This is a genomic window from Romboutsia sp. (assembly GCF_056995035.1).
The window spans coordinates 74,309-98,018 of the sequence record NZ_JBXKIW010000051.1; the positions used below are offsets into that span (position 1 = coordinate 74,309).

The following is a 23,710-nucleotide window of genomic DNA, read 5'->3' on the forward strand; positions in this document are numbered from 1 at the left end:
AACTAATATATTTTATTCCAGTAATTTATAGATTTAATTTAAATAATCAAATTAATATTTTAGGAGGAAAGAAATGAATTTATTACCTATACCTTGGATGAAACAAAAACTTGAAGTTATTTATGATTCAAACTTATATGGTAACTTCTATTTAATGTACAATAATCTCAACTTTAAAAATTATACAGATACTACAACTACAATTTTACTTAATCTATTAGATGACTATAATATTGAAGTGGATCAAAATACTCTGCTCTATTTATATTTACCTATGGAAGTAGATTTATTTATTAAAGATTTAATACTTTCCTTTAAATCTTTATTTAAACAAAATATATACATCGTATTAGGAGGATATATGAAAAATTATCCTAGCTATCATGAATTAGATTATGTAGCTGATTTATATATTAAGTATGAAGAACTTAGCGGTCTAGTAGATTTTGCATACTTAATAGATGACTCTAAATGTTATGAAATTTTCACATCTTTGTCAGATACACAAAGAATTTATATAAATCCAATTTCATCTTGCACTATATCTGGACCTACGCTAAATTATCATATAAAAAATATTAATCCTAATAATACTAATCACATTTCATTTGTAAACTTAATGGACGATACTATGGCAAGCAACTATGTTGATTGCTACTTAAAGGGTTTAACTAATAATAACAATAATTTTAACTATAATTTCTAGACTGCCTTGCAGTCTTTTCTTTTTTTATGATAATATATTAAGGTTGTGACTAAATATTTAAGCACTTTGAAAGGAGGTTCCTTATGAAACTTATATTAGCCGAAAAACCATCTGTTGCTAAAACTATCGCATCCTTCTTAGGTGCTAAAACCAGAGGTGATGGGTATTTTGAAGGTAGTGGATATATAATTACTTATGCAGTTGGTCATTTAGTCGGTTTGTACGATATGAAAGATTATGATAAAGATAGATATTCAGGTTCCTGGAGAATGGATAATTTCCCCTTTATACCTACTGATAAATTTAAATTTAAAGTAGATAGTTCTAAGAAAAAACAATTTGATATAGTAAAAAATCTGCTACATAGAGATGATATTGAATATGTTATAAACGCTACTGATAATGATAGAGAGGGAGAATTAATTTCATTTCTTATATTCTTATTAGCTAAAAATAAAAAACCTGTAAAAAGAATTTTAGTTAATGAATGGACTCCTGAGGATATTACAAGAGGTATTAACAATTTAAAAGATGATTCTGAGATGAGAAACTTACAAGCTGCTGGTTATACAAGACTTCTAACTGACTGGCTTATAGGTATAAATTTCACTTCCGTTGCCACTTTAAAATATGGTAATGGTAAATTGCTTAACATTGGTCGTGTAATTTTACCTACTGTAAAATTAGTTTATGATAGAGATATGGAAATATTAAATTTCGTACCTAAAACTTACTATGAAATAGAAGGTAGCTTTAAATGTGATAATGGACAATACAAAGGGAAATACACAAAGGGAAAAGAAAGTAAATTCGATACTATCGAAGAAGTTAATGAGGTTATAAATAGCATAACTTCTACTATTGGTAAAATATCAGATAAGAAAGTCAGCATGTCTAAAGAGTATGCTCCTAAACTTTTCAGTTTAACTTCTTTGCAAGGATATATAACTTCTAAATACTCAAATTTCACTTCAGATAAGGTTTTAAGCGTATGCCAATCCCTTTATGAAGGAAAAGGTAAAGGTGGATATATTACATACCCTAGAACTGATTCTATTTATTTGGAAGAAAGTTTAACATCTAAAGTTTCTCAAGCTTTAGATAAGCTAAAATTAGGACTACCTTATGAAAATCAAATTAAATTTTCTAAAACGAAAAGAGTTTTTGATTCATCTAAAGTTGATAGCCATAGTGCCATTATACCTACTTATATAATTCCTAGTAACTTGAGTAGTGATGAACTTATTGTATATAATGCTATAAAAGATAGATTCATAGCTAACTTCATGCCTCCTGCAGAGTATGAAAATACTGAAATAAAAACTGATGTTGATAAATATATGTTTTTAACTAAAGGTAAAGTCCTTAAATCTAAAGGTTATCTTGAAGTTTATAATAAAGAAGAAAAAGATGACTTATTACCTATGGTTAATAATAATGATATTGTAGATGTGTTAGAAATAAATCCTTTAACTAAGCAAACTACGCCTCCAAAACCATATACAGAGGATACTTTACTTAAGGCTATGAAAAATTGTGGTAAAAGTGTTTCTGATGATGATACCACTGTTTTATCAGGGTACTCTATAGGTACTTCTGCAACTCGTGCTGATGTAATGAAAAAAATACTTCAAGTTGGATACGTTGGTAAAAAAGGTAAATCTTATTTTATATCAGATCTAGGAAAAAACTTAGTTGAAGTATTCCCTGTTAAAGACTTATTTGATGTTGATTATACAGGTAAGCTAGAAAAAAGTTTAAGCGATATTCAAAAAGGTACCTTCACTAGAAAAGAATACTTAACCAACATAATGAGCTTTATTTATGAGAATGTTCAATTGATAAAAAAAGATTCACCTAAAAATATTAGTACAGAGAGCTATGTATATAATGCTAAAACAAAAAAATATACAAAACAATCTACTAAAACTTCAGGTAAAATTAATTCTACTAAAAATATTTCTCCTGAAAATAGTACTACTTCCTCTAATAATAAAGAGGAAAGTCTTGGACAATGTCCTATATGTCAAGGAAATGTAGTTGAAATAGCAAAAGGATATATTTGTAACAATTATAAAGAGTGTAAATTTGGAATTTGGAAAAATGATAAATTCTTAGAATATTATAAGAAAAAACCTAATAAAACAATGGTTAAGGGTATATTAAAAAATGGCCAAGCTAAAGTTAAGGCTTTGACTTCAAAACAAGGCAATAAATTTGATGCTATTCTTAAATATAATAAAAAAGAAAATGGTTATTTTGAGTGGGATATAGAAATAGAAAAATAAATATTAATAAAGGTTGCTAATCAAAATTAGCAACCTTTATTCTTTTTCATTTAAAGTTTCATCTATTTTACATCTTGCCATCTTTATAAAATCCGAAAAATTATAATTTTTAAGTTTACATCCGCACTTAGGACAATACTCTAATTTTTTAGATACTGATGCCCTACAATTTGGCTCTGGGCATCTTGCTTTTTCATTCACTTCTGATACTTTGAGTCCACATCTCGGACATATAGTTCCTGGTCTTGAAGATACATCCTTTCCACATCTTGGACATTTTGTCATGTTAATCCCTCCCCCCACTTCTATTACAAAATCTCAATATATATTATGATACAACTTATATATATGTGATTATATTTATTATTTAAAATAGAACCACATATATTACCATGATAAATAAATACAAAAAAATCTCCTTAATAAGGATTTATATAATTCTTGTTAAGTATTATATAAATCGTTTTAATTAAAGAGATTTTTGTTATATATTAAATTTTATCTCATTTTAGCTTCCTATAGTTTTATATTATCTAGGGTTCTTTATAGATGCTTGTGCCGCTGCAAGTTTTGCTATTGGAACTCTAAATGGTGAACATGATACATAGTCAAGACCCATTTTATAGCAGAATTCTACTGATGATGGTTCTCCTCCATGTTCTCCGCATATTCCTAGTTTTATGTCAGGTTTAGCAGATCTTCCTAGTTTAACACCCATCTCAACTAATTTACCTACTCCTTTTTGATCTAAAACTTCAAATGGGTCTTTTTCTAATAATTCTCTATTTACATATTCTCCTAAGAATTTACCTGCATCATCTCTTGAATATCCAAATGTCATTTGAGTTAAGTCATTAGTTCCAAAACTGAAGAAATCAGCTTCCTCTGCTATTTCATCGGCAGTTAAACATGCACGAGGTATTTCTATCATAGTACCTATTGTATAATCTATATTAACGCCTTCTTCTGCTATTATATTGTCTACTGTTTCTTTAATCATTTCTCTTATAACTTTTAATTCTTTGACTTCTCCTACTAACGGTATCATTATTTCAGGTATTACTTTAACACCTTCTTTAGTAGCCGCTATAGCACCTTGTATAACTGCTTTAGCTTGCATTTCATATATTTCAGGGAAAGTTATTGCAAGTCTACATCCTCTATGCCCAAGCATAGGGTTAAACTCATCTAAATCTACAATTCTTCTTTTTATTTCACTTACTTCTATTCCCATAATATTAGCAAGATGACTTATAGATTCATCATCATGAGGTAAGAATTCATGTAATGGTGGATCTAGTAATCTTATATTCACACATTTTCCATCCATAACTTTAAACATTGATATAAAGTCTTCTCTTTGCATTGGTAATAATTTTTCAAGTGCAACTAATCTTTGTTCTAATGTTTTAGCTAGTATCATTTCTCTTACTGCTGGTATTCTGTCTTCTTCAAAGAACATATGCTCAGTTCTGCATAATCCAATTCCTTCTGCACCAAATTTAATTGCCATAGCTGCATCTCTTGGATTATCAGCATTTGTTCTTACTCTTATGTTTCTATACTCATCTACCCAACTCATTAATTTTTCAAAATTTCCAGTTAAGGCTACATCTGTTTTTTTAATTTCGCCTAAGTAAACACATCCAGTCGAACCATCTAGTGAAATGTATTCGCCTTCTTTTATAATAGCATCTTGTGTTCTAACTTCTTTGTTATATTCATCAACCTTTATTTCTGAACATCCGGCTACACAACATTTCCCCATACCACGAGCTACAACAGCAGCATGAGATGTCATTCCTCCTCTAGCTGTAAGTATACCTTGAGAACAAACCATTCCTTCAATATCCTCTGGAGATGTTTCAAGTCTTACAAGTATTGCTTCTTCTCCTCTATTTTTAGCTTCTACAACATCATGCGCATTAAAATATACCTTACCACTTGATGCACCAGGTGAAGCTGGTAATCCTTTAGCTATAACTGTTGCATTTTTTAAAGCTTTGCTTTCAAAACTTGGATGCAGTAATTGGTCTAATTGTTTAGGTTCAACTCTCATAATAGCTTCTTTTTTATCTATTATGCTGTCTTCTACTAAGTCAACCGCTATATTTATAGCTGCCATAGCTGTTCTTTTTCCATTTCTAGTTTGTAATATATATAATTTTTCTCTTTCTATAGTAAACTCTATATCTTGCATATCCTTATAATGATTTTCAAGTATAGAAGTAATTTCCACAAATTCATCATACGCCTTTGGCATAACATCTTTAAGTGAAGATATATCTTGAGGAGTTCTTATTCCTGCAACTACATCTTCTCCTTGAGCATTAATTAAAAATTCACCAAATAGTTTATTTTCTCCTGTAGATGGGTTTCTAGTAAATGCTACTCCTGTACCACTAGTTTCTCCCATATTTCCAAATACCATTGATTGAATATTTACTGCAGTTCCTAATTTATGAGGTATATCATTTAATTTACGATATACAGCTGCACGAGGATTGTTCCATGATTTAAATACTGCTTCTATCGCAAGCATTAATTGTTCTTTTGGTTCTTCTGGAAAATCACATCTTATTTCTTTTTTATATATTGCTTTATATTTTTTTACTATTTCTTTTAAATCATCTGCATTTAAATCCGTATCAAATTTATATCCTTTAGACTCTTTTGCATTGTCTAATACATTTTCAAATTTATATTTAGGTATTCCCATAGCTACATCAGAAAACATTTGAATAAATCTTCTATAACTATCATACGCAAACCTCTCATTTTGGGTAGCATTAGCTAATGCTAATACACTTGTATCATTAAGTCCTAAATTAAGTATAGTATCCATCATTCCTGGCATAGAAAATACTGCACCTGATCTAACTGATAATAAAAGCGGATTTTCACTACATCCTATCTTTTTATTTAAATTCTTTTCTAAACTTTTTAAATGTTCTTCTATTTCTTTAATTATTTCTGCTCTTATTTCTTCATTGTTATCATAATAATCATTACATGCGCTTGTAGTAATTGTAAATCCCGGAGGAACAGGAAGTCCTATTTTAGTCATTTCTGCTAAATTTGCACCTTTGCCTCCAAGTAAAGATTTCATATCTTTGTTACCTTCATTAAAACCATAAACATATTTAGCTTCCATCATTTAAAACACCCCATTAATTTATTTTTATATATTATTTATCACTATCTTTGTATACTTTAAGTCCATTTTCTTTCATAATATCAAGAATTATACCTGCAGTTTCTTCTATTGCCTTGCTAGATACATCTATTACTGGGCACCCAATTCTTTTCATAATGTTTTCTGAGTAATCCAATTCTTGAAGTATTCTCTCTAAGTTAGCATAACTTGCATTGCTAGATAACCCTAATGCTTTAAGTCTTTCTTGTCTTATTCTATTAAGCTTCTCAGGAGTATTAGTAAGACCTATAATTTTTTTCGGATTTATTTCAAATACCTCTTTAGGTATAGGTATCTCTGGTACTAATGGTACATTTGCTACCTTAATATTTTTATTCGCTAAATACATACTTAAAGGAGTTTTAGAAGTCCTCGATATTCCGACTAAAACTATGTCTGACTTCAAGATACCTCTAGGGTCTTTACCATCATCATATTTTACAGCAAATTCTATAGCTTCAACTCTTTTAAAGTAACTTTCATCCATTTTTCTTATTATTCCAGGCTCTCTTTTAGGCTTTATATTTGTCTTATTTGCTATTTCTCTTAAAAGAGGTGTCATTAAGTCTATATGACTTAGCCCTTGTTCTTCACAGAATCTTTTAGTTGTATTTAATAGCGTTTCATCCACTAAAGTGTATACTATTATGGCATTTTCATTTTTACCACTATTTAATATCTCCTCTAAAAATTTCTGATCTATAACATAAGGAAATCTTCTTATTTCATAATTCTCATCTATTTTAAATTGAGATATAGCTGCTCTTGTTACGTGTTGAGCTGTTTCACCTACTGAGTCTGATATTACATATATAATTAAATTTTCCATGTATTCCTCCTTAATTGTCAGCTAGCTCTAAAAATAACTTTGTTATATTAGTTTTGGACATTCTACCTATAACCTTTACTTTATTGTTGTCATGGTCATCATGTTCAATTACAGGTATAGAATCAACTTCATGCTCTATTATTTTCTTAGCTGCCAATATAATGTCATCATTTTTATTAATAGTTACTACGTTAGGCATTCTAGTCATTATCATGCCTATAGGCATTTTATTTATATCATTTGACCCTATAGTCGCTTTCAATAAATCTTTTCTAGAAACAATACCACATAAATTTTCATTATCATCTATGATAAATATACTTCCTACGTCAGATAAAAACATAGTAACTATAACATCATATATACTAAGGCTCTTTTTGACTAATACAGGCATACTCATGATATCTTCAACTTTTTTATCTTTTATTTTATTGTTAATTAAGTTAATTCCGCTAACTCCAGAGTAAAAATACCCAACTTTAGGTCTTGCATCTAATATCCCTGTCATAGTTAATATAGCTAAATCAGATCTTAATGTCGCACGCGTTACGTTTAAATTAGCAGCAATACTTTCACTTGTTATAGGCTCATTAGCTTTTACTATTTCTATTATTTTTAATTGTCTTTGATTAAGTTGAATAATAGTCACCTTCTCTCATTTGTGCTATACTTTTTATTATCAATTCTTTATATAGTATATTATACATCTATATATATGCACCTGTAAACATTTAATTATATAAATGATATACTTTTTCCAAAATCAATGTATATTATTAAGACATTTAGTATGTATCAATGGGGTTTATGTCTTAAATAATGTAGCTAAATTATTTATACTAAATTCTATTATAATACAATATTACCTTTAGTAACTCATTTTAAAGTTAATTTCTTAATATATTTATATCTTATCCACTTATATTAATTTTAAATATATCTTTATACTTTGATTTTTAAAATTATATCAAGAAAAGTTTTATTTTAAAATAATAATAAGGCTAAAGGTTAATCTCCTTTAGCCCATATCTTTTACTTATACACTATCTTAGATAAATCACATATACTTAACATTGTGTCATATATTTGTTTAAGTAATCCTAGTCTATTGTTCTTTATAGCTTCATCTTTATCCATTACCATAACACTATCAAACATAGCATCTATATATGGTCTTAGTGATGCAAAACAATCTAGAGACTCACTATACTTCTTTGAATTTAATAATTCTTTTACTTTTTTTTGAGTATTATTAAATTCATTGTATAGTTTGATTTCTGCTTCTTCTTTTAATAATTGTTGATCTACAGTACTACAAACAGATTTTTGAGCTAATGTAGAAACTCTATTAAATGCAGTTAACATTTCTACTAATTCATCTTTTTGTAACCAGTTGTTAAGCTCTAATGCTCTTTCATGCATATCAGATATATCGTCTATATACGAACTTAATACAGCATCTATTACATCATATCTTATTCCTAATTCCCTGAATAAGTTCTTTATTCTTTCCTTGAAGAATTCCATCATTTGAGACACAACTTCTTCTTTATTAAACTCTAGATTAGTATAATTTTCTAATGATAATTTCACTAATTCTTTTAAGCTTACATCTAATTTTCTATCCATTATTATATTTATTACACCTAAAGCTTGGCGTCTTAATGCATAAGGGTCTTGAGAACCTGTTGGTTGTATCCCTATGGCAAAGAATCCTGCTATAGAGTCTAGCTTATCAGATATAGATAAAGCTACTCCAGAGTTCGTTTGAGGAAGTATATCTCCTGCAAATCTTGGTAAGTAATGTTCAAATATAGCTTCACTTACTACTTCATTTTCTCCGCCAACTTTTGCATATTCTCTACCCATTATTCCTTGAAGCTCTGTAAACTCAAATACCATTCCTGTAACTAAGTCAGCTTTACATAATTTAGCAGCCCTTTTTGTATCTTCGCTTTCATTATTTAAGTCTAATAATTCTAGTATTTTAGTACTTAGTTCTTCCATTCTTAAAGTTTTATCGTAAACTGTTCCAAGTTTAGCTTGGAATACAACACTCTTTAACTTTTCTATGTAAGTTTCTAAGCTTTTCTTAGTATCTTCTTTGTAGAAAAATAAAGCATCTGCAAGTCTTGCTTCCAATACTTTTTCATTACCTTTTTTAACATTATCTATTCTATAATCATTACCATTTCTAACAGCTATGAAGTTTGGTAATAATTGTCCATCTTTTAATACTGGGAAGTATCTTTGATGTTGCTGCATAGGTGTTGTTACAACTTCTTTTGGAAGCTTTGCATAGTCTGCATCAAATTCTCCATAAAACGCTGTTGGATACTCTACTAAATGAGTTACTTCTTCTAGTAAGTCTTCATCAAATTCTATTTCTCCACCTAATGAATTTGCAACTTCTATACATTGTTTCTTTATAAGTTCTTTTCTTTTTTCTTGGTCTAATATTACATAGTTTTCTTCTAGCTTTGCAAAGTAATCTTCTAGAGAAGTTACTTCAAACTCACTTTGACCTAAGAATCTATGACCTTTAGTTATGTTAGAAGATTTTATTCCTTCTAAATCTATTTCTAGTATATTATCATTTAATAATGTCACCATCCATCTTATTGGTCTAGCGAATCTCATGTTCTTTCCACCCCAACGCATAGCTTTAGGGAATACAACCATTTTAACCACTTCTGGTAATACTTCTTTTAATACTTCACTAGTTTCTTTTCCTGCTTGTTTTATAGTTCCAAATATATATTCATCTTTACCAACAACTTTAAATACTACATCTTCTTCTTTAAGACCTTTACTTTTCATAAATCCTAGTGCAGGCTTAGTAAAGTTTCCATTTTCATCAAGTGCTATTTTCTTAGCTGGGCCTTTTACTTCTTCTTCTAAATCACTTTGTTTTTCACTTATACCTTCAACTACGAAAGTTAATCTTCTTGGAGTTCCAAAACTTTGTATATTATCAAAGCTTATTCTTTTCTCATTAAATAACTTAGTTAAATTATTCTTAATTTGGTCTAATGTAGACGATACAAATCTTGCTGGTAATTCTTCAACACCAACCTCAAATAAAAGGTAATTATTCATTATTTGTCACCTTCCTTTAAAAGTGGGAATCCCATTTCTTCCCTTTGTTTTACGTATGCTCCTGCAACATTTCTTGCCATAGTTCTAACTCTACCTATGAACGATGCTCTTTGACTTACACCTATAGCTCCTCTTGCATCTAATGTATTAAATGTATGAGAACACTTTAGTACATAATCATAAGATGGAACTACTAGCCCTCTTTCCATAAGCTTTAAAGCTTCTTTTTCATATAAATCAAATAAATTGAATAACATATCTGCATCACATTCTTCAAATGCATATACAGAATTTTCATATTCAGATTTTTTGAATATATCTCCATAAGTTATTTCATCATTCCACTTTAAATCATAAACACTATCAACTTCTTGAATGTACATAGCTAATCTTTCTAATCCATATGTAATTTCTCCTGTTTCAAGTTCGCACTCTATTCCTCCAACTTGTTGGAAGTATGTAAATTGAGTTATTTCCATACCATCTAACCAAACTTCCCATCCAAGTCCCCAAGCTCCAACTGCTGTTGCTTCCCAGTTATCTTCAACAAATCTTATATCATGTTCGTTAGGGTCTATACCTATAGTCTTTAAACTCCCTAGATATAATTCTTGTATATTATCTGGAGATGGTTTTAATATAACTTGGAATTGATGGTGTTGATATAATCTGTTTGGGTTTTCACCATATCTACCATCTGCTGGTCTTCTGGATGGTTCTACATAGCAAACCTTCCAAGGCTCTGGTCCTAATGATCTTAAGAATGTATTAGGATTCATTGTTCCTGCACCCTTTTCTAAATCGTAAGGTTGCATCATAATACATCCTTGCTTAGCCCAGTAATTTTGCAATGTAAGTATCATATTTTGAAAATTCATAAGAATACCTCCTATAAGTTTACGACGTCGTCCATCGTTTATTGTTTGAAACTATAGTTTCCTTTAATATAACAAAGCCTCTCGTTTATACGAAAGGCCTTTTAATAGTTCGTTTCTAGCTTTTAGAATATCAAATTCTACAATTTTTGTCAATGTCAATACTGAATACTATGATTATATTGTTATTTTTTATCTAAGTCTATTTTTTCATCTTCTTCAATAAGTTCATCTGTTATGTCTTTATCATCTTTTTTATAGTCTACTACAACATCTTTTACTTCTTTCGCTGTATTAGTCAACATTTGTTTTAACATATTAAGTTTTTCTTCGGTTAATTCACCTAAATTAACAATCGATCCATCATCTTCATTTTGTATCATTATGTTATACTTTCCTAAAACTGCTGCTGATAATCCTACCAGTGTAACTAAAGGCCCTAAAGCTAATCCTACAACTCCAACTGTTAAAGGTATGTTCATCACTATTTTTCCATTTTTTTCAACTATAACTCTTATTACACTGCTTTTTTTAAGAAGTTCTTTTACCTGAAGTTTTAATTCTTTAAGATCTTCATTATCTTTAGAAAAAACTTCTTCCATTGTTTTTTTAGCTTGCTTTGTTTTACCGCCAGAACCTTTTTGAAGTTCTAATAATATAACAGCTTCTATAACATCTCCATCACACTCTAAAAGAGCTTGCTTGGCTTCTGCATACGTTGTACTTGAAACTCTTTCTATTACAGCATCTAACTTTTCAATCGTTATATTGCTATTCACCCTTATCAACTCCCTTATTATTTTGTATGCTTTGTAATAAGCTTAATGATTTTAAATTAACATTGTCAACATAAACATTTAAATACTTTCTTAAAGCTTTTTCTAGTTCATAGGTTATATATTTTGATACCTTCGCTTTACTACACTGTAATATATCATTACTTAATATATATTCCATTAACTTCAAAGTTGTTATATCAAGCTTTAAATTATTTTCACTATTTTCACTACATATATTACATAATACCCCACCTTCATATATATCGAATGTAGGATTAATTAAATTTTGAGTTCCACAACCACAACATCTATTAACTACAGGCCTAAATCCTATGTAATCTAGAAATTTCAATTCAAAAGCATGAGTTATAAATTTCTTATCTACATTTTTCTGTGTATATAAATATAATGTCTGAGCAAGTAGTATAAATAACCTGTTGTTAGTCTGATTTTCAAGAGTAGAACCTTCTACTAATTTTGTAACATATGTTGCATATGAAAAAGCTTCTATATCATATGATATATCATAAAAACTTTTTATTATATCACTTTGACTTACTCTATACATACCACCTTGTTTTTTCAAAGTATAGTTTGAATAAGAAAATAGCTGTGAAGATGAAAGTAAAGAGCTTTTATTTCTTTTTGCTCCCTTCGCCAATGCAGCTACTTTCCCAAGCTTCCTTGTAAACAAAGTTAATATTACATCATTTTCTTCATACCTTACTGCTTTAAGTACTATCCCCTGGGTGTTCAAAATTATCATAGTCAGTATCTGTCTCCCTCATATCTTCGTTTTCTGGATTCAAGTTTTTACAATTTTGTAAATACAGATAGGCTTCTATACTACCCGTCTTTTTAAAAACTTCCCAACATAAATTGTTCATTTTTAAAAAACCCCCTTCTTACGGTTCTATTTATATTTTTAGTAAGAAGAGGGTAAATAATACATGAAGTTATTAAACAATTTTTGACAATAAAATAGTTGTTATTATAAGATATACAGCTATTCCAGTTATATCAAGCAATGTAGCTATAACTGGAGCAGAAATTATAGATGGATCCACATCTAATTTTTTGAATAAGACTGGCATAAACGCACCTATCATTGCACCTACTATCATATTTATAAACAATGATATTGATACTACTAGCACAATATTAATGTCTTTTATAAATATAAATGTTATAACTGCTATCATTAAACTACATATTATTCCTGTAATAAAGCCTACAATACCCTCTCTTATCACATTACTAAATTCTAAATTTTTATTAGATAGTGCCATCACCGTTAACGCTGATGATTGTGTACCTATATTGCCACCCATACCCATTGCCACTGGTATAAAAAATACTAGGGGTGCATAAGTTGGATTCATTATAAAGTCTAAGTTTGAAAATATTAATGTTGATAATAAGCCTCCTATTAAAGTTATTATCAACCAAGGAATTCTAGCTCTAACAGATGATACAATTTGTTCTTTTGGTGTAGGATTAACCTTTTCTACAAAGTCTCTTTCCTGCTCTGAAGTACCTGCAAACTTATACATATCTTCAGTTGCTTCTTCTTCCATTACATCTATTATATCATCTACAGTTATTATTCCCTTTAGCCTTTGTTGTCTGTCTATAACTGGTATTGCTATTAAATTATATTTAGAAACTAGCCTTACAGCTTCTTCTCTATCTTCATCTACATATACATAAATTATATTTTCACTCATCATATCTTCTACTATATTGGCATCTCTAGCCGTTATAAGTTCTCTTAAAGATAAAACTCCAACTAATCTTTCTTCATTATCAACCACATATATATAATATATAGTTTCTGCATCTTGAGCATGTTCTCTCATATGCTTAATAGCCTGCTTAGCGGTCATGTCTTTATTTATCTCTATATATCCAGTGGTCATTATCCCACCGGTAGATTCTTCTTCGTAAATTAATAGTTCCTTTACGTCCTCAGCATCTTCCTGGCTTAAAAGTTCCATCACTTCTTCTCGTTCATCCTCTTCTAACTGACTTAATATATCCGCCATATCATCAAGAGACATTAACTCCAATATATTTTTTCTATGATCTATATCTATTTTTGATAGTATTTTACTAAAAAAATCAACATCACTTTCTTCTAATATCGATGCTGCCATGTCTAAAGGAAGAACTTCAAATAATTTTATTTTCATATTTTCTTCTAAGTGCTCCATAATATCAAAAATATCTATTATATGATATTCCTCAAGTAATTCTCTTAGTTCTAATATTTTATTATTTTCAATTAATATCTTAACTTCACTTAATAAATCCTTGGAAGCCTCTTGTTTCCTGTCCATATAATCCACCTTTATTTTTCAGTATATCCAAAGTTACTTACAGAACTTTGAAGATTTCTCCAATTCTCCTTAACTTTAACCCACACTTGAAGATTTATTTTAGAACCTAAAAGCAATTCCATATCTTCTCTTGCTGATTTCCCTATTCCTTTTAGTTTTCTACCATTTTTACCTATTATTATACCTTTGTGTGAATCTCTTTCACAGTATATAACAGCAGATACATCAACTATTTCTTTATCTTTTCTTGATTTCATTTTTTCTATCTCTACAGCTACTCCATGAGGTATTTCATCATGAACATAGTGAAGTACTTTTTCTCTTATTAATTCTGCTACTAATACTCTTTCTGGTTGGTCAGTTATCATATAATCTGGGAAGTACTTAGGACCTTCTTCTAAATGATTTTGGATTACTTTTAGTAATTCTTTAACATTTCTTCCCTTTAATGCTGATATAGGTACTATTTGTTTAAATACACCTTCTGCATGATACATTTTCATCATATTAAATAAATCTTCTTCTTCTATCTGATCCATTTTGTTTATAACTAAAACCACTGGAGTTTTGATTTTTCTTAAATCTTCTATTATCATTCTATCCCCAGGTCCTATTTTTTTAGAATCATCTACCACAAATAATACTACGTCTACATTCTTAAATGCATCTGTAGCTGATTTTACCATAAACTCACCTAATTTATTTTTAGGTTTATGTATCCCTGGTGTATCTAAGAATACTATTTGCCCATCTTCATCTGTATATACTGCTTGTATTGTGTTTCTTGTAGTTTGAGGCTTATCACTCATTATTGCTATTTTTTCTCCAACTACATTATTCATAAGAGTAGATTTACCTACATTTGGTCTTCCTACTATACTAACAAATCCTGATTTAAACATATTGTCATTTCTCCTATCATTCTCTTTTGTATTATTTAACTTCTCTAAAGTCACTTCCTGTGAAATAATTTGGGATTAAATCTTTTATTTTACATTCGTAGATTTCACCTTCAGAATATCCTGTTATTATTCTTATTTCAGTTCCAAACTCTATTATTACTTGCCTACATATTCCACATGGGTATGTTGGTTCATTTTTTTCTGAATTATCACTTGCTATTGCTATTGCCTCTATATTGCTACAACCTTCTGATATAGCTTTAAAGATAGCTGTCCTTTCAGCACAATTAGTTCCTCCGAAAGATGCACACTCAATATTACATCCTGTATAAACCTTATTATCTTTTGTTAAAAGTGCTGCTCCCACTCTAAAACTTGAATAAGGAGAATGAGAATATTCCCTTGCATCTTCTGCTATTTTTAATAGTTCTTGATTGTTCATAATATGTGCCTCCTAGATTTTATTTCTATAAATTTATATTATAAAAAATGTACGATAAATATTCTTATTTTCATATAATTTATTATTAATAATTCTGTTTAGTACATTCCATTATAACATAAAAAAAGAAGTCTTGCAGACTTCTTTTTTTATAGGTGCTGCCAATAAAACTCACATCCCTTCCTGTTTTTATCTTAGGTTGAAACTTTCCATTTGGTAAACTACTAATCCTATTAACACCCCTAATAAAGCCCCCGCTACAGTTTCCCAAAATGTATGTATTTTACCTTCTATCCTACTTTGTGCTACTAGTACAGCCATTAAATATGCTAATGTTGATGGAACAAGCCCTGATGCAATAAGCGTTATACCTGTAGCCATCGCAAATGATAAAGCTGCATGACCACTAGGCATACCTCCTTTTAGTGGCGTCCCTGTTGAAGTTAATGTCTTCACTACAACCACTGCTATAAGAACCAATACTATACAAATCAAAGTTACATGAAGTTCAGATTGTCTGATAGTATATATTAAAGAATCAGATATATCGGTTAATTTATCATAAAATATTATATATCCAACTACAAGTGAATTCAGTGCTGCAATTAAAACCCCTCCTGCAGCAACATCTTTTGCTATTTTAGCAAGAGGATGATAGGTATCAGTTACCATATCTATAGTTTTTTCTATAGCTGTATTAAACATCTCTGATATTACAACTAAAGATATAGCAAATATAAGTAATATCATTTCAACTTTACTTAAGTCAAAAAACAAACTTGCTACAAGCACTATTACCGCTAATAAGTAATGTATTTTCATATTTCTTTCTGATTTAAAAGTATATAATATACCTTCTATTGCAGCATTAAATGCTTGAACTAGCCCCTGACGTTTCTTCTTTTCTTTCATAAAACTTACTCCCTTGTTATGTTTAGCTTGTTTAATATATATTCTTCTTTTTGTCTCATTTCTTTTGTATTTTCTTCAGTATCATGGTCATATCCTAAAAGATGGAATGTACTATGGCAAATTAAAAAACATACTTCTCTTTCAAAACTATGATTATATTCTATACTTTGTTCAAATGCTCTTTCTAAAGAGACTACTATATCTCCTAGAGTTTCTTCTTCTAGTTCAATATCGAACTCATCACTTAGCATAGGGAATGATAATACATCTGTAGGTCTATCTACTCCTCTATATTCTCTATTTAGCTCATGTATTTCCTTATTATCTACAAAAGATAAACTTACCTCATAATCATCTTCATATCCTTCGTAATCTAAACACTCTACTATTATATCCTTTATCTTTTCTATTAATTCTTCACTTACATTCATTTTATCTTGTCTGTTGTCTACTATAAGTTCCATACTGCACACTTCTTCCTTTGTAAAATTTAAAAATCTAATTGTTCAATTTAAATAACTGTTAATATGTTTTATTGATTTTCTTCTGAGTCTTTTTTATCAGAATCATTTTCATTATTTTGAAATTCATTTCTTATATCATTTATAGGCCTTTTCTCCGGATTTTGAGGAACTGGTTCTTCTCCATCTTTGGGATTATTCTGGTCTTTTATCAATTGCTCTGCTTCTGCTTTACTAAGAGAGTCTACTTGAGCTATATTTTCAGATGTTTGTACTATTATTACATATTCTAACATATTTTTATTAACTTTATAATCATGCGATACATCTATAATTCTCGCTGAAGCTGGTATTATATATTCCAACTCTTTTAAGGACTTTTCCGATAATTCCTTTTTAAGTTTTTCTTTATCTTTTTTTATTTCAACATTTTTAGTTTCACTAAAAGTGCTTGCTTTTATTCTTACTGGAAAAGTATAATTTCCTATAGATAACTTGTACTCTTTGTTATCTATAGCGTAATCTTTATATTTTATCTTTCTCCTTATAGTATACTTTTTATCATAGAAATTTATGGTATATACTTTTTTATTATTACCAGTTTGTTCCTTTATGACATCTTCATAACTAGCACTCTTTGATACTTCATAAAAAGTAGTTGCCCATACCTCTGGTACTGATTTTGTGTTAGCGCCACTTATTAAAACATCACCTTTTTGAACAATTTCACCAGGATTTATAACCTGATTTCCACTTCTTGGTATTACACTTTCTATTATACCATTTTTCTCTGCAATTATATTACAATAATTTGATTCTTCAGTTGATTTTAGAGTTTCTGCTTTTTTAGTTACTGTTACAAATATATTTGTACCTTTTACATTTATAGATAAATATGCCATTTCATCAAATTTTAGCATTAATTGATCTCTAATTTCTTTTCTATCTATATTTTTCTTATATACTCCTGGTTTAAGACCTGCATTATATAGTTCTTTCTTTATTTCTTCCTTTTTTATACCTTCAGGTACTTGAATATATATGTCCGTTACAAATTGAGAGGTCATCATTAATAGTATTAAAGAAACCACAGCACAAATCCACATACCCTTTAATTTATATATCCTTTTTAAAATAAATGGTATACCAGTTTTTTGTTTAACCTTAACTTCAAAATTACTTCCCCTATACGCTTGCTTGAAAGATTTCATATCTTCTCTTTCAATATAAAGCTCTATTTTAGTATTACTTATTCTATTAACATTATAAACCCTTATGTTGTTTCTTATAAGATGATTTAGAAATCTTTCGATTCCTATACCTTCTACGCTTATAATATAGTATCCCCTAATATAGCTTATCACTTGTATCTCCTCCTAATCCACATATTCTACAGTATATATAGTTCCTTTTATACCTATCTCCCCATCAGTAATGTATTTTAATGAAAGTTTGTCCCCACATATTTTAATTGATTTTACTTTTGTCTTTATTTTTATTAAATCAGTCTCATAAGTTATTATAGATAAATAATTTTCTATCCCTATAAACGTATTACCTATAATAGTCACTGTAGGTTGATTTACCAGTAAATCAGCTGATATATCCATCATACGCATACCCCCTTAATCTATTTTATGTTGATATCCTACTTAAATTACAAATTTATACTCTTTTAAAATTTATTTAGAATATCCATAAATAATTACCATTTTTTACAATATGCTTTTATTTATATATCTGTGTAAACTTCTATTCATATTTAGAATAAATATATATATAACTATATTTTTTGAGAAAGGATGGTTACATGAAAAATGTATTTGTGAGCTTAGTTCAAAAATGTATATGTGTAGATTTTTTAATTAATGCATTAATACACTCGAATTCTCATCAATATCTAAATCTTTTATATAATATGAAAGATGAGAACTTGAGAAATATAAAGTTCATTTGCTATCTTTATGAATATACTTTCAAAGATTCTCTGATACTTGAAGATATTGATTGTATTAAAATTGATAAGAATTATGAAGATAATTTAAGTACACTGCTTCAACTTAATTTTAAAATTTTATCCAATTTAGAAACCTTAAGAAAATGCAAGCTTGATATTTATTCTTCAAATCTGCTACAAGCACTAATTTACAATTACTTTAACTTTGTATCTTCAATACAATACTTTTGCTCTATAAAACCAAATAAGAGTTCAAATCCTAGTGAAATTATCAATATAGAAAAGGCTTCTAAAATGAAGACTACAAATAATATTCGTTTTTTTGACTTCCCTACCAATGACCTGCTAGATGAAACCTCCGAAGATATGCCTATAAATCAGGTGCACGAAATTTCTATAAATGCAATAAATATTTTCTGTAATTACTCTTTAATTGATAATAAGATTATAGATGAATACTATGAAGTTTTTTTTGAAAACAATCCTGATAGTAAATTTTATCAATACTTTTTTAAGACTTCTGATAAAATTTTCAAAGTAAGAACTTCTTACAAAACAAGAAAAATTTTCTATATATATCAATGCCCTCAGGATAATACAAAAATTTTTCCACCTTTAGATAAAGAAAACTCAAAAAAATTAGTTGATGAATATTTACAAGAAAAATTCGATACTGAGTTTGAAAATCTATTATATGATAAAGACTATTTAAACACTTCAGTTTATGATAATTTGATTGAAAGTTATAAATTTAAATATAATTATAAAGATGACTTAGGAAAAATAAACCTTAATAAAGGTTTTTATATAACTATAAATACATTATCTTTAATCATTCAAGAAATTTCCTTGTTTTAGGTACAATAAAAATACTGAGAATTTATTTCTCAGTATTTTTATTGTATATTTTCAATTTCATTATTTAATACAATACCATCTTTATATATTCATCTATTTATTATCCATATAAAATAATTTAAAGCTAAAGCATATATAAGCCATATTATATACGGAATATTTAAATATGCTGATTTCTTATCTAACTTATCAAACTTTAAAGTCATTATTATTACTACTATCAATAATATTCCTAAAGTTACTAAAGCTGTAAATCTTAGGCCTAAGCCAAAGAATAAAATGCTCCACAAAAAGTTTAATCCTAATTGTAACCAGTAGTAAAGCATTGCATCTTTAACTTTTGTAAGTTCATATCCTTTTTTCATAATTCTATATGCTGATATACCCATCAATATAAAAAGTATTGTCCAAACTATAGGGAATATAAAGGTCGGTGGTGCAAATCCAGGTTTTATTAATTGAGAATAGTAAGTAGTAGTATCAACTCCTGCTATTAATTGAGATATAAAACTACTTGAATACCCCACAACTAATGGTATAAGTACGCTTATTAAAAATTTTATAACTTCTTTTACTGATATAATCAAATTTTTTCCCCTCTTTCTCCTTTTGTATTCTTTACTTAATAAATATGTACAAGACCATTTTATTATGACAAGTTTTTGAACGCAAAAAACCTAGAGATTTCTCTCTAGGTTTTTAATCTATTGTAAGTTATTTTTTACTAACTCATTTATAAGTTTTCCATCAGCTCTACCTTTTACTTTAGGTTTCATAGCCGACATTATTTTTCCCATATCCTTCATAGAAGTCGCTCCTAATTCAGATATAGTAGATTTTACTATTTCGTTCAGCTCTTCTTCGCTTAACTGTTGAGGTAGGTACTCTTTTAAAACTTCGATTTCAGCTTCTGTTTCACTTACTAAGTCTTCTCTTTTAGCATCTTTAAACTGAACTAAAACATCTTTACGTTGCTTTAGTTGTTTAGCTATTATATCAATAATATCTTCGTCTTCAAGTTCAACTCTATTGTCGACCTCAGATTGCTTTATAGAAGCTCTTATCAAAGTTACTACAGATTTTCTCACTGTATCTTTGTTCTTCATAGAAGACTTTAAATCTTCTTGTAACTTTTGTTTAAGGGACATCCCCTTCACCTCTTTATTCTTTTTTACTATTTCTTAGCGTTTTTTCTTCTTGCTGCTTCTGCCTTCTTCTTACGTCTAACGCTTGGCTTATCATAGTGCTCTCTTTTTCTAACTTCAGACATGATGCCAGACATTGCACATGAACGCTTGAATCTTCTTAAAGCGCTGTCTAATGTTTCATTTTCTCTTACTCTTACTTCTGACATTTCTTTTTCCCTCCCTCCGATAGCGCGAATTATGCTGGGACTGTAACTACGATTATATCTGCATAAATGCATTACAACCTCACACTTTGTTTATTATAAACTAATATTAATTTTTTTTCAAGTATTTTGTTTAATAAGAAAGTTATTTTTTGAATTAAATCTATTTTTTCTGTGATTCATAAAGAGGTAGTTTCTTCCCAGCTAGAATATGATAGTGAACGTGCTTCACCTCTTGACCACCATCTTCACCACAATTGTTTATAATTCTAAACCCTGTTTTATCAAATTTTATCTCACTAGCTATTCTATTAATTACATTGTGAATATGTGCAATAATTTTCATTTCTTTTTCAGGTATATCTATTATACTTTCGTAATGTTTTTTAGGTATAACTAATATATGGTGTGGAGCCACAGGATTTATATCATTAAATGCTAAGACTTTATCATCTTCATAAACTTTGCTACATGGAATTTCACCATTTATTATTTTACAAAATATACAACTCATTTGTAACACCTCCTATCCTATGCAGAATCCATTCCACTCATTTTGCTAACAATATAACATTTTTGCCAATCACTTCGCATTGGTTCAGTCATATGCGTTGCTCAAAAATTGCAGTTGGATTTATAGCTTATTTCTACGTCTTATACTAAAATACCTTCTACGTATTCATTTTTCACGTCACTTATCTTAACTTTTAGTATTTGACCTTGAATATCTTTATTACTATATACTACAACTCTTATATAATTAGGAGTTAATCCTTCATACTTGTTATCTACTATATTTTGTTCAAATAGTACTTCTAATTCTTTTCCTATAAACTTACTTGCAAATTTATTGAAGTTTTCTTTACTTAAATTTAAAAGATTTTCACTTCTAAATTGTTTCATTTGAGGATCTATTTGATTTTCCATAGTAGCTGCTGGAGTACCTTTTCTTGGTGAATATTTGAATATATGCATTTGAGAAAGTTCAATGTCCTTTAAGAATTCATAGGTTTTATTGAATTCATCATTAGTTTCTCCAGGAAATCCTACTATTACATCAGTAGTTATTGCTACATTAGGTATATTTTCTCTTAATCTATCTACTATTTCCTTATATTCTTTTGTAGTGTATCTTCTGTTCATTCTATTTAGAGTTTCATCACAGCCACTTTGTAATGATAAGTGATAGTGTGGACATACCTTTTTCATTTTGCATACTTCTCTTACAAACTCATCCGTAAATAAAACAGGTTCAACTGAACTTAATCTTATTCTTTGAACTTCTTCTACTTTATTTATTTCTTTTATTACATTTAATAAATTCATTTGCTCATCTTCTAGGTCTTTTCCATAAGATGCAACATGTATACCTGTTAAAACAAATTCCTTGTATCCATTAGAAACTAATTTTTTAACTTCTTCTAATATACTTTCCATGCTTCTACTTCTTACTTTACCACCTCTTGCATAAGGTATTATACAGTAAGAACAGAATCTATCGCATCCATCTTGTATTTTCATAAATGCTCTTGTTTTTCCATTAGATTGACTAATTTCAATTTCCTCAAAAGCTCTAACTTTCATTATATCGTCAACAGTACTAACTTTCTTACTTGCATCTAGTTTTTTAATTTCTTCAACTATAGTTCTTCTTTCGTTAGTTCCCATTACTAAATTCACTTCTTCTATATCAAGTATTTCCTCTGGAGATACTTGAGAGTAACATCCAACAACTGCTATTATCGCGTCTGGATTTTTCTTTTTCATTCTTCTTATATACTGACGTGATTTTCTATCACTCATATGTGTTACTGTACATGTGTTTATAACATAAACATCTGCAAACTCTTCGCTATCAACTTGAGCATATCCTTCTTTTTCAAACATCTCAAGCATTGCTTCTGTTTCATATTGATTTACTTTACATCCTAATGTGTAAAAAGCTACTTTTTTCATCTTATTCATTTCCTCCTAAGTCGCTTAATTCATATAGAACTATAGATGAAGCGACAACTGATGCAGTCTCTGTTCTTAATATTCTAGGTCCTAAAGATACTGATTGTCCCCCAAGGTTTTCTATTTCTTGTATTTCCATTTCATCAAATCCACCTTCTGGACCTACAAAAATACCTATATTGTTTATATTTGCACCTTTTATAGCTTGTTTAATCGATTTTGTTCTTTCGTTTTCATAAGGCGCTATATTAAAGTCATTTTCTTTCATATCTGCTAAAGCTTCTTTAAAAGTTAAAACTCCTCTTAATTTAGGAATTTGTCCTCTTTTGCTTTGCTTTGCAGCCTCATATATTATTCTTTCCCAACGTTCAATCTTCTTATCTTCTTTTTTATCTTCAACCTTAACTACAGTCCTTTTAGTTTGAACTAATATTATTTCATCCACTCCAACCTCAGTAAGCTTTTGAAGTATCATTTCCATCTTAGGTCCTTTTGGTAAACCTTGATATAATTTAATCTTTAAATCTGATTCTCTTTTTATATCAACTTTTTCTAATATATCTAAAGTTACAACACTTTTATCTATATCAGTTATTTCGCATATATATTCATTATTGTTATTATCACATACTTCTAATTCTTCTCCGATTTTACATCTTAAAACCTTAGATATGTGTTTAACGTCTTCACCTTCTATAATACATGTTTTATTTTCTACATTTATATTTTTATTTTCTACAAAAAATCTATCCATAATTTC

General features: G+C 28.8%; 25 protein-coding genes. 3 read left to right on the forward strand and 22 right to left on the reverse strand.

Features of this window, described 5'->3' with window-relative positions; genetic code table 11:
• The first annotated feature begins 73 nt into the window (after nucleotides 1-73).
• Nucleotides 74-706 (forward strand): hypothetical protein, encoded by a 633-nt coding sequence (locus AC11VW_RS08440; RefSeq protein WP_484300972.1) that lies wholly within the window; start codon nucleotides 74-76, stop codon nucleotides 704-706.
• Between the two features lie 83 nt (nucleotides 707-789).
• Nucleotides 790-2,994, forward strand: a complete 2,205-nt coding sequence (locus AC11VW_RS08445) for a type IA DNA topoisomerase (RefSeq protein WP_484300973.1) — start codon at nucleotides 790-792, stop codon at nucleotides 2,992-2,994.
• Nucleotides 2,995-3,030: 36 nt separating this feature from the next.
• On the opposite strand, the gene AC11VW_RS08450 is transcribed toward AC11VW_RS08445, so the two are convergent.
• The 16 genes from AC11VW_RS08450 to AC11VW_RS08525 all read right to left on the reverse strand — a co-directional run bounded on the left by AC11VW_RS08450 (nucleotide 3,031) and on the right by AC11VW_RS08525 (nucleotide 18,441).
• Nucleotides 3,031-3,279: a hypothetical protein gene (locus AC11VW_RS08450; protein WP_484300974.1), complete on the reverse strand. Its 249-nt coding sequence runs from the start codon at nucleotides 3,277-3,279 to the stop codon at nucleotides 3,031-3,033.
• Nucleotides 3,280-3,523: 244 nt separating this feature from the next.
• Nucleotides 3,524-6,148 (reverse strand): pyruvate, phosphate dikinase, encoded by a 2,625-nt coding sequence (gene ppdK / locus AC11VW_RS08455; RefSeq protein ID WP_484301018.1) that lies wholly within the window; start codon nucleotides 6,146-6,148, stop codon nucleotides 3,524-3,526.
• Nucleotides 6,149-6,182: 34 nt separating this feature from the next.
• Nucleotides 6,183-7,019, reverse strand: a complete 837-nt coding sequence (locus AC11VW_RS08460) for a pyruvate, water dikinase regulatory protein (RefSeq protein WP_484300975.1) — start codon at nucleotides 7,017-7,019, stop codon at nucleotides 6,183-6,185.
• A gap of 10 nt (nucleotides 7,020-7,029) precedes the next feature.
• Complete coding sequence (gene ccpN / locus AC11VW_RS08465; protein WP_484300976.1) at nucleotides 7,030-7,668, reverse strand: transcriptional regulator CcpN; 639 nt, start codon at nucleotides 7,666-7,668, stop codon at nucleotides 7,030-7,032.
• 383 nt (nucleotides 7,669-8,051) lie between these two features.
• Nucleotides 8,052-10,118, reverse strand: a complete 2,067-nt coding sequence (glyS, locus tag AC11VW_RS08470; protein WP_484300977.1) for a glycine--tRNA ligase subunit beta — start codon at nucleotides 10,116-10,118, stop codon at nucleotides 8,052-8,054.
• Entirely contained in the window at nucleotides 10,118-10,996 is an 879-nt protein-coding gene (glyQ, locus tag AC11VW_RS08475) for a glycine--tRNA ligase subunit alpha (RefSeq protein ID WP_484300978.1), read from the reverse strand. The genes glyS and glyQ overlap by 1 nt, the downstream gene beginning before the upstream one ends.
• Nucleotides 10,997-11,178: 182 nt before the next feature.
• Nucleotides 11,179-11,772: a DUF4342 domain-containing protein gene (locus AC11VW_RS08480; RefSeq protein WP_484300979.1), complete on the reverse strand. Its 594-nt coding sequence runs from the start codon at nucleotides 11,770-11,772 to the stop codon at nucleotides 11,179-11,181.
• Nucleotides 11,765-12,538 (reverse strand): DNA repair protein RecO, encoded by a 774-nt coding sequence (gene recO, locus AC11VW_RS08485; protein ID WP_484300980.1) that lies wholly within the window; start codon nucleotides 12,536-12,538, stop codon nucleotides 11,765-11,767. The genes AC11VW_RS08480 and recO overlap by 8 nt, the downstream gene beginning before the upstream one ends.
• Nucleotides 12,504-12,659, reverse strand: a complete 156-nt coding sequence (locus AC11VW_RS08490) for a YqzL family protein (RefSeq protein WP_484300981.1) — start codon at nucleotides 12,657-12,659, stop codon at nucleotides 12,504-12,506. Before AC11VW_RS08490 ends, recO begins: the two co-directional genes overlap by 35 nt.
• Before the next feature lie 72 nt (nucleotides 12,660-12,731).
• Nucleotides 12,732-14,111, reverse strand: coding sequence for a magnesium transporter (gene mgtE, locus AC11VW_RS08495; RefSeq protein WP_484300982.1), 1,380 nt, complete (start codon nucleotides 14,109-14,111; stop codon nucleotides 12,732-12,734).
• Nucleotides 14,112-14,122: 11 nt separating this feature from the next.
• Nucleotides 14,123-15,013 carry a GTPase Era gene (gene era, locus AC11VW_RS08500; protein WP_484300983.1) on the reverse strand — a complete coding sequence of 297 codons (891 nt, stop codon included), beginning with the start codon at nucleotides 15,011-15,013 and terminating at the stop codon, nucleotides 14,123-14,125.
• A 31-nt stretch (nucleotides 15,014-15,044) separates the two neighbouring features.
• A complete protein-coding gene (locus AC11VW_RS08505; protein WP_484300984.1) occupies nucleotides 15,045-15,455 on the reverse strand; it encodes a cytidine deaminase in 411 nt (136 codons plus the stop codon).
• A 189-nt stretch (nucleotides 15,456-15,644) separates the two neighbouring features.
• Complete coding sequence (locus AC11VW_RS08510) at nucleotides 15,645-16,367, reverse strand: diacylglycerol kinase (RefSeq protein WP_484300985.1); 723 nt, start codon at nucleotides 16,365-16,367, stop codon at nucleotides 15,645-15,647.
• A 5-nt stretch (nucleotides 16,368-16,372) separates the two neighbouring features.
• Nucleotides 16,373-16,831, reverse strand: coding sequence for an rRNA maturation RNase YbeY (gene ybeY / locus AC11VW_RS08515; RefSeq protein ID WP_484300986.1), 459 nt, complete (start codon nucleotides 16,829-16,831; stop codon nucleotides 16,373-16,375).
• 68 nt (nucleotides 16,832-16,899) lie between these two features.
• A complete protein-coding gene (locus AC11VW_RS08520; RefSeq protein ID WP_484300987.1) occupies nucleotides 16,900-18,192 on the reverse strand; it encodes a sporulation protein YqfD in 1,293 nt (430 codons plus the stop codon).
• A gap of 12 nt (nucleotides 18,193-18,204) precedes the next feature.
• Nucleotides 18,205-18,441: a YabP/YqfC family sporulation protein gene (locus AC11VW_RS08525; protein WP_484300988.1), complete on the reverse strand. Its 237-nt coding sequence runs from the start codon at nucleotides 18,439-18,441 to the stop codon at nucleotides 18,205-18,207.
• A 197-nt stretch (nucleotides 18,442-18,638) separates the two neighbouring features.
• Between AC11VW_RS08525 and AC11VW_RS08530 the strand changes: the two genes are divergently transcribed.
• Nucleotides 18,639-19,643 carry a hypothetical protein gene (locus AC11VW_RS08530; RefSeq protein ID WP_484300989.1) on the forward strand — a complete coding sequence of 335 codons (1,005 nt, stop codon included), beginning with the start codon at nucleotides 18,639-18,641 and terminating at the stop codon, nucleotides 19,641-19,643.
• Nucleotides 19,644-19,732: 89 nt separating this feature from the next.
• On the opposite strand, the gene AC11VW_RS08535 is transcribed toward AC11VW_RS08530, so the two are convergent.
• The 6 genes from AC11VW_RS08535 to AC11VW_RS08560 all read right to left on the reverse strand — a co-directional run bounded on the left by AC11VW_RS08535 (nucleotide 19,733) and on the right by AC11VW_RS08560 (nucleotide 23,704).
• Complete coding sequence (locus tag AC11VW_RS08535) at nucleotides 19,733-20,230, reverse strand: TspO/MBR family protein (protein WP_484300990.1); 498 nt, start codon at nucleotides 20,228-20,230, stop codon at nucleotides 19,733-19,735.
• A gap of 117 nt (nucleotides 20,231-20,347) precedes the next feature.
• Nucleotides 20,348-20,791 (reverse strand): GatB/YqeY domain-containing protein, encoded by a 444-nt coding sequence (locus AC11VW_RS08540; protein ID WP_484300991.1) that lies wholly within the window; start codon nucleotides 20,789-20,791, stop codon nucleotides 20,348-20,350.
• A gap of 26 nt (nucleotides 20,792-20,817) precedes the next feature.
• The gene (gene rpsU, locus AC11VW_RS08545) at nucleotides 20,818-20,997 is read right to left on the reverse strand and encodes a 30S ribosomal protein S21 (protein WP_021125460.1); all 180 of its coding nucleotides are present in this window, start codon (nucleotides 20,995-20,997) and stop codon (nucleotides 20,818-20,820) included.
• Between the two features lie 160 nt (nucleotides 20,998-21,157).
• Nucleotides 21,158-21,508, reverse strand: coding sequence for a histidine triad nucleotide-binding protein (locus AC11VW_RS08550; RefSeq protein WP_484300992.1), 351 nt, complete (start codon nucleotides 21,506-21,508; stop codon nucleotides 21,158-21,160).
• A 140-nt stretch (nucleotides 21,509-21,648) separates the two neighbouring features.
• A complete protein-coding gene (gene mtaB, locus AC11VW_RS08555) occupies nucleotides 21,649-22,950 on the reverse strand; it encodes a tRNA (N(6)-L-threonylcarbamoyladenosine(37)-C(2))-methylthiotransferase MtaB (protein WP_484301019.1) in 1,302 nt (433 codons plus the stop codon).
• Between the two features lies 1 nt (nucleotide 22,951).
• Nucleotides 22,952-23,704 carry a 16S rRNA (uracil(1498)-N(3))-methyltransferase gene (locus AC11VW_RS08560; protein ID WP_484300993.1) on the reverse strand — a complete coding sequence of 251 codons (753 nt, stop codon included), beginning with the start codon at nucleotides 23,702-23,704 and terminating at the stop codon, nucleotides 22,952-22,954.
• Nucleotides 23,705-23,710: the final 6 nt, after the last annotated feature.

Excerpts from the sequence above, each read along its gene's own strand:
- AC11VW_RS08440 (WP_484300972.1), top strand. The coding sequence starts at position 74 with ATGAATTTATTACCTATACCTTGGATGAAACAAAAACTTGAAGTTATT.
- AC11VW_RS08445 (WP_484300973.1), top strand. The coding sequence starts at position 790 with ATGAAACTTATATTAGCCGAAAAACCATCTGTTGCTAAAACTATCGCA.
- AC11VW_RS08450 (WP_484300974.1), bottom strand. The coding sequence starts at position 3,279 with ATGACAAAATGTCCAAGATGTGGAAAGGATGTATCTTCAAGACCAGGA.
- ppdK (WP_484301018.1), bottom strand. The coding sequence starts at position 6,148 with ATGGAAGCTAAATATGTTTATGGTTTTAATGAAGGTAACAAAGATATG.
- AC11VW_RS08460 (WP_484300975.1), bottom strand. The coding sequence starts at position 7,019 with ATGGAAAATTTAATTATATATGTAATATCAGACTCAGTAGGTGAAACA.
- glyS (WP_484300977.1), bottom strand. The coding sequence starts at position 10,118 with ATGAATAATTACCTTTTATTTGAGGTTGGTGTTGAAGAATTACCAGCA.
- glyQ (WP_484300978.1), bottom strand. The coding sequence starts at position 10,996 with ATGAATTTTCAAAATATGATACTTACATTGCAAAATTACTGGGCTAAG.
- recO (WP_484300980.1), bottom strand. The coding sequence starts at position 12,538 with ATGATAATTTTGAACACCCAGGGGATAGTACTTAAAGCAGTAAGGTAT.
- AC11VW_RS08490 (WP_484300981.1), bottom strand. The coding sequence starts at position 12,659 with ATGAACAATTTATGTTGGGAAGTTTTTAAAAAGACGGGTAGTATAGAA.
- mgtE (WP_484300982.1), bottom strand. The coding sequence starts at position 14,111 with ATGGACAGGAAACAAGAGGCTTCCAAGGATTTATTAAGTGAAGTTAAG.
- era (WP_484300983.1), bottom strand. The coding sequence starts at position 15,013 with ATGTTTAAATCAGGATTTGTTAGTATAGTAGGAAGACCAAATGTAGGT.
- AC11VW_RS08505 (WP_484300984.1), bottom strand. The coding sequence starts at position 15,455 with ATGAACAATCAAGAACTATTAAAAATAGCAGAAGATGCAAGGGAATAT.
- AC11VW_RS08510 (WP_484300985.1), bottom strand. The coding sequence starts at position 16,367 with ATGAAAGAAAAGAAGAAACGTCAGGGGCTAGTTCAAGCATTTAATGCT.
- ybeY (WP_484300986.1), bottom strand. The coding sequence starts at position 16,831 with ATGGAACTTATAGTAGACAACAGACAAGATAAAATGAATGTAAGTGAA.
- AC11VW_RS08525 (WP_484300988.1), bottom strand. The coding sequence starts at position 18,441 with ATGATGGATATATCAGCTGATTTACTGGTAAATCAACCTACAGTGACT.
- AC11VW_RS08530 (WP_484300989.1), top strand. The coding sequence starts at position 18,639 with ATGAAAAATGTATTTGTGAGCTTAGTTCAAAAATGTATATGTGTAGAT.
- AC11VW_RS08540 (WP_484300991.1), bottom strand. The coding sequence starts at position 20,791 with ATGTCCCTTAAACAAAAGTTACAAGAAGATTTAAAGTCTTCTATGAAG.
- rpsU (WP_021125460.1), bottom strand. The coding sequence starts at position 20,997 with ATGTCAGAAGTAAGAGTAAGAGAAAATGAAACATTAGACAGCGCTTTA.
- AC11VW_RS08550 (WP_484300992.1), bottom strand. The coding sequence starts at position 21,508 with ATGAGTTGTATATTTTGTAAAATAATAAATGGTGAAATTCCATGTAGC.
- mtaB (WP_484301019.1), bottom strand. The coding sequence starts at position 22,950 with ATGAAAAAAGTAGCTTTTTACACATTAGGATGTAAAGTAAATCAATAT.
- AC11VW_RS08560 (WP_484300993.1), bottom strand. The coding sequence starts at position 23,704 with ATGGATAGATTTTTTGTAGAAAATAAAAATATAAATGTAGAAAATAAA.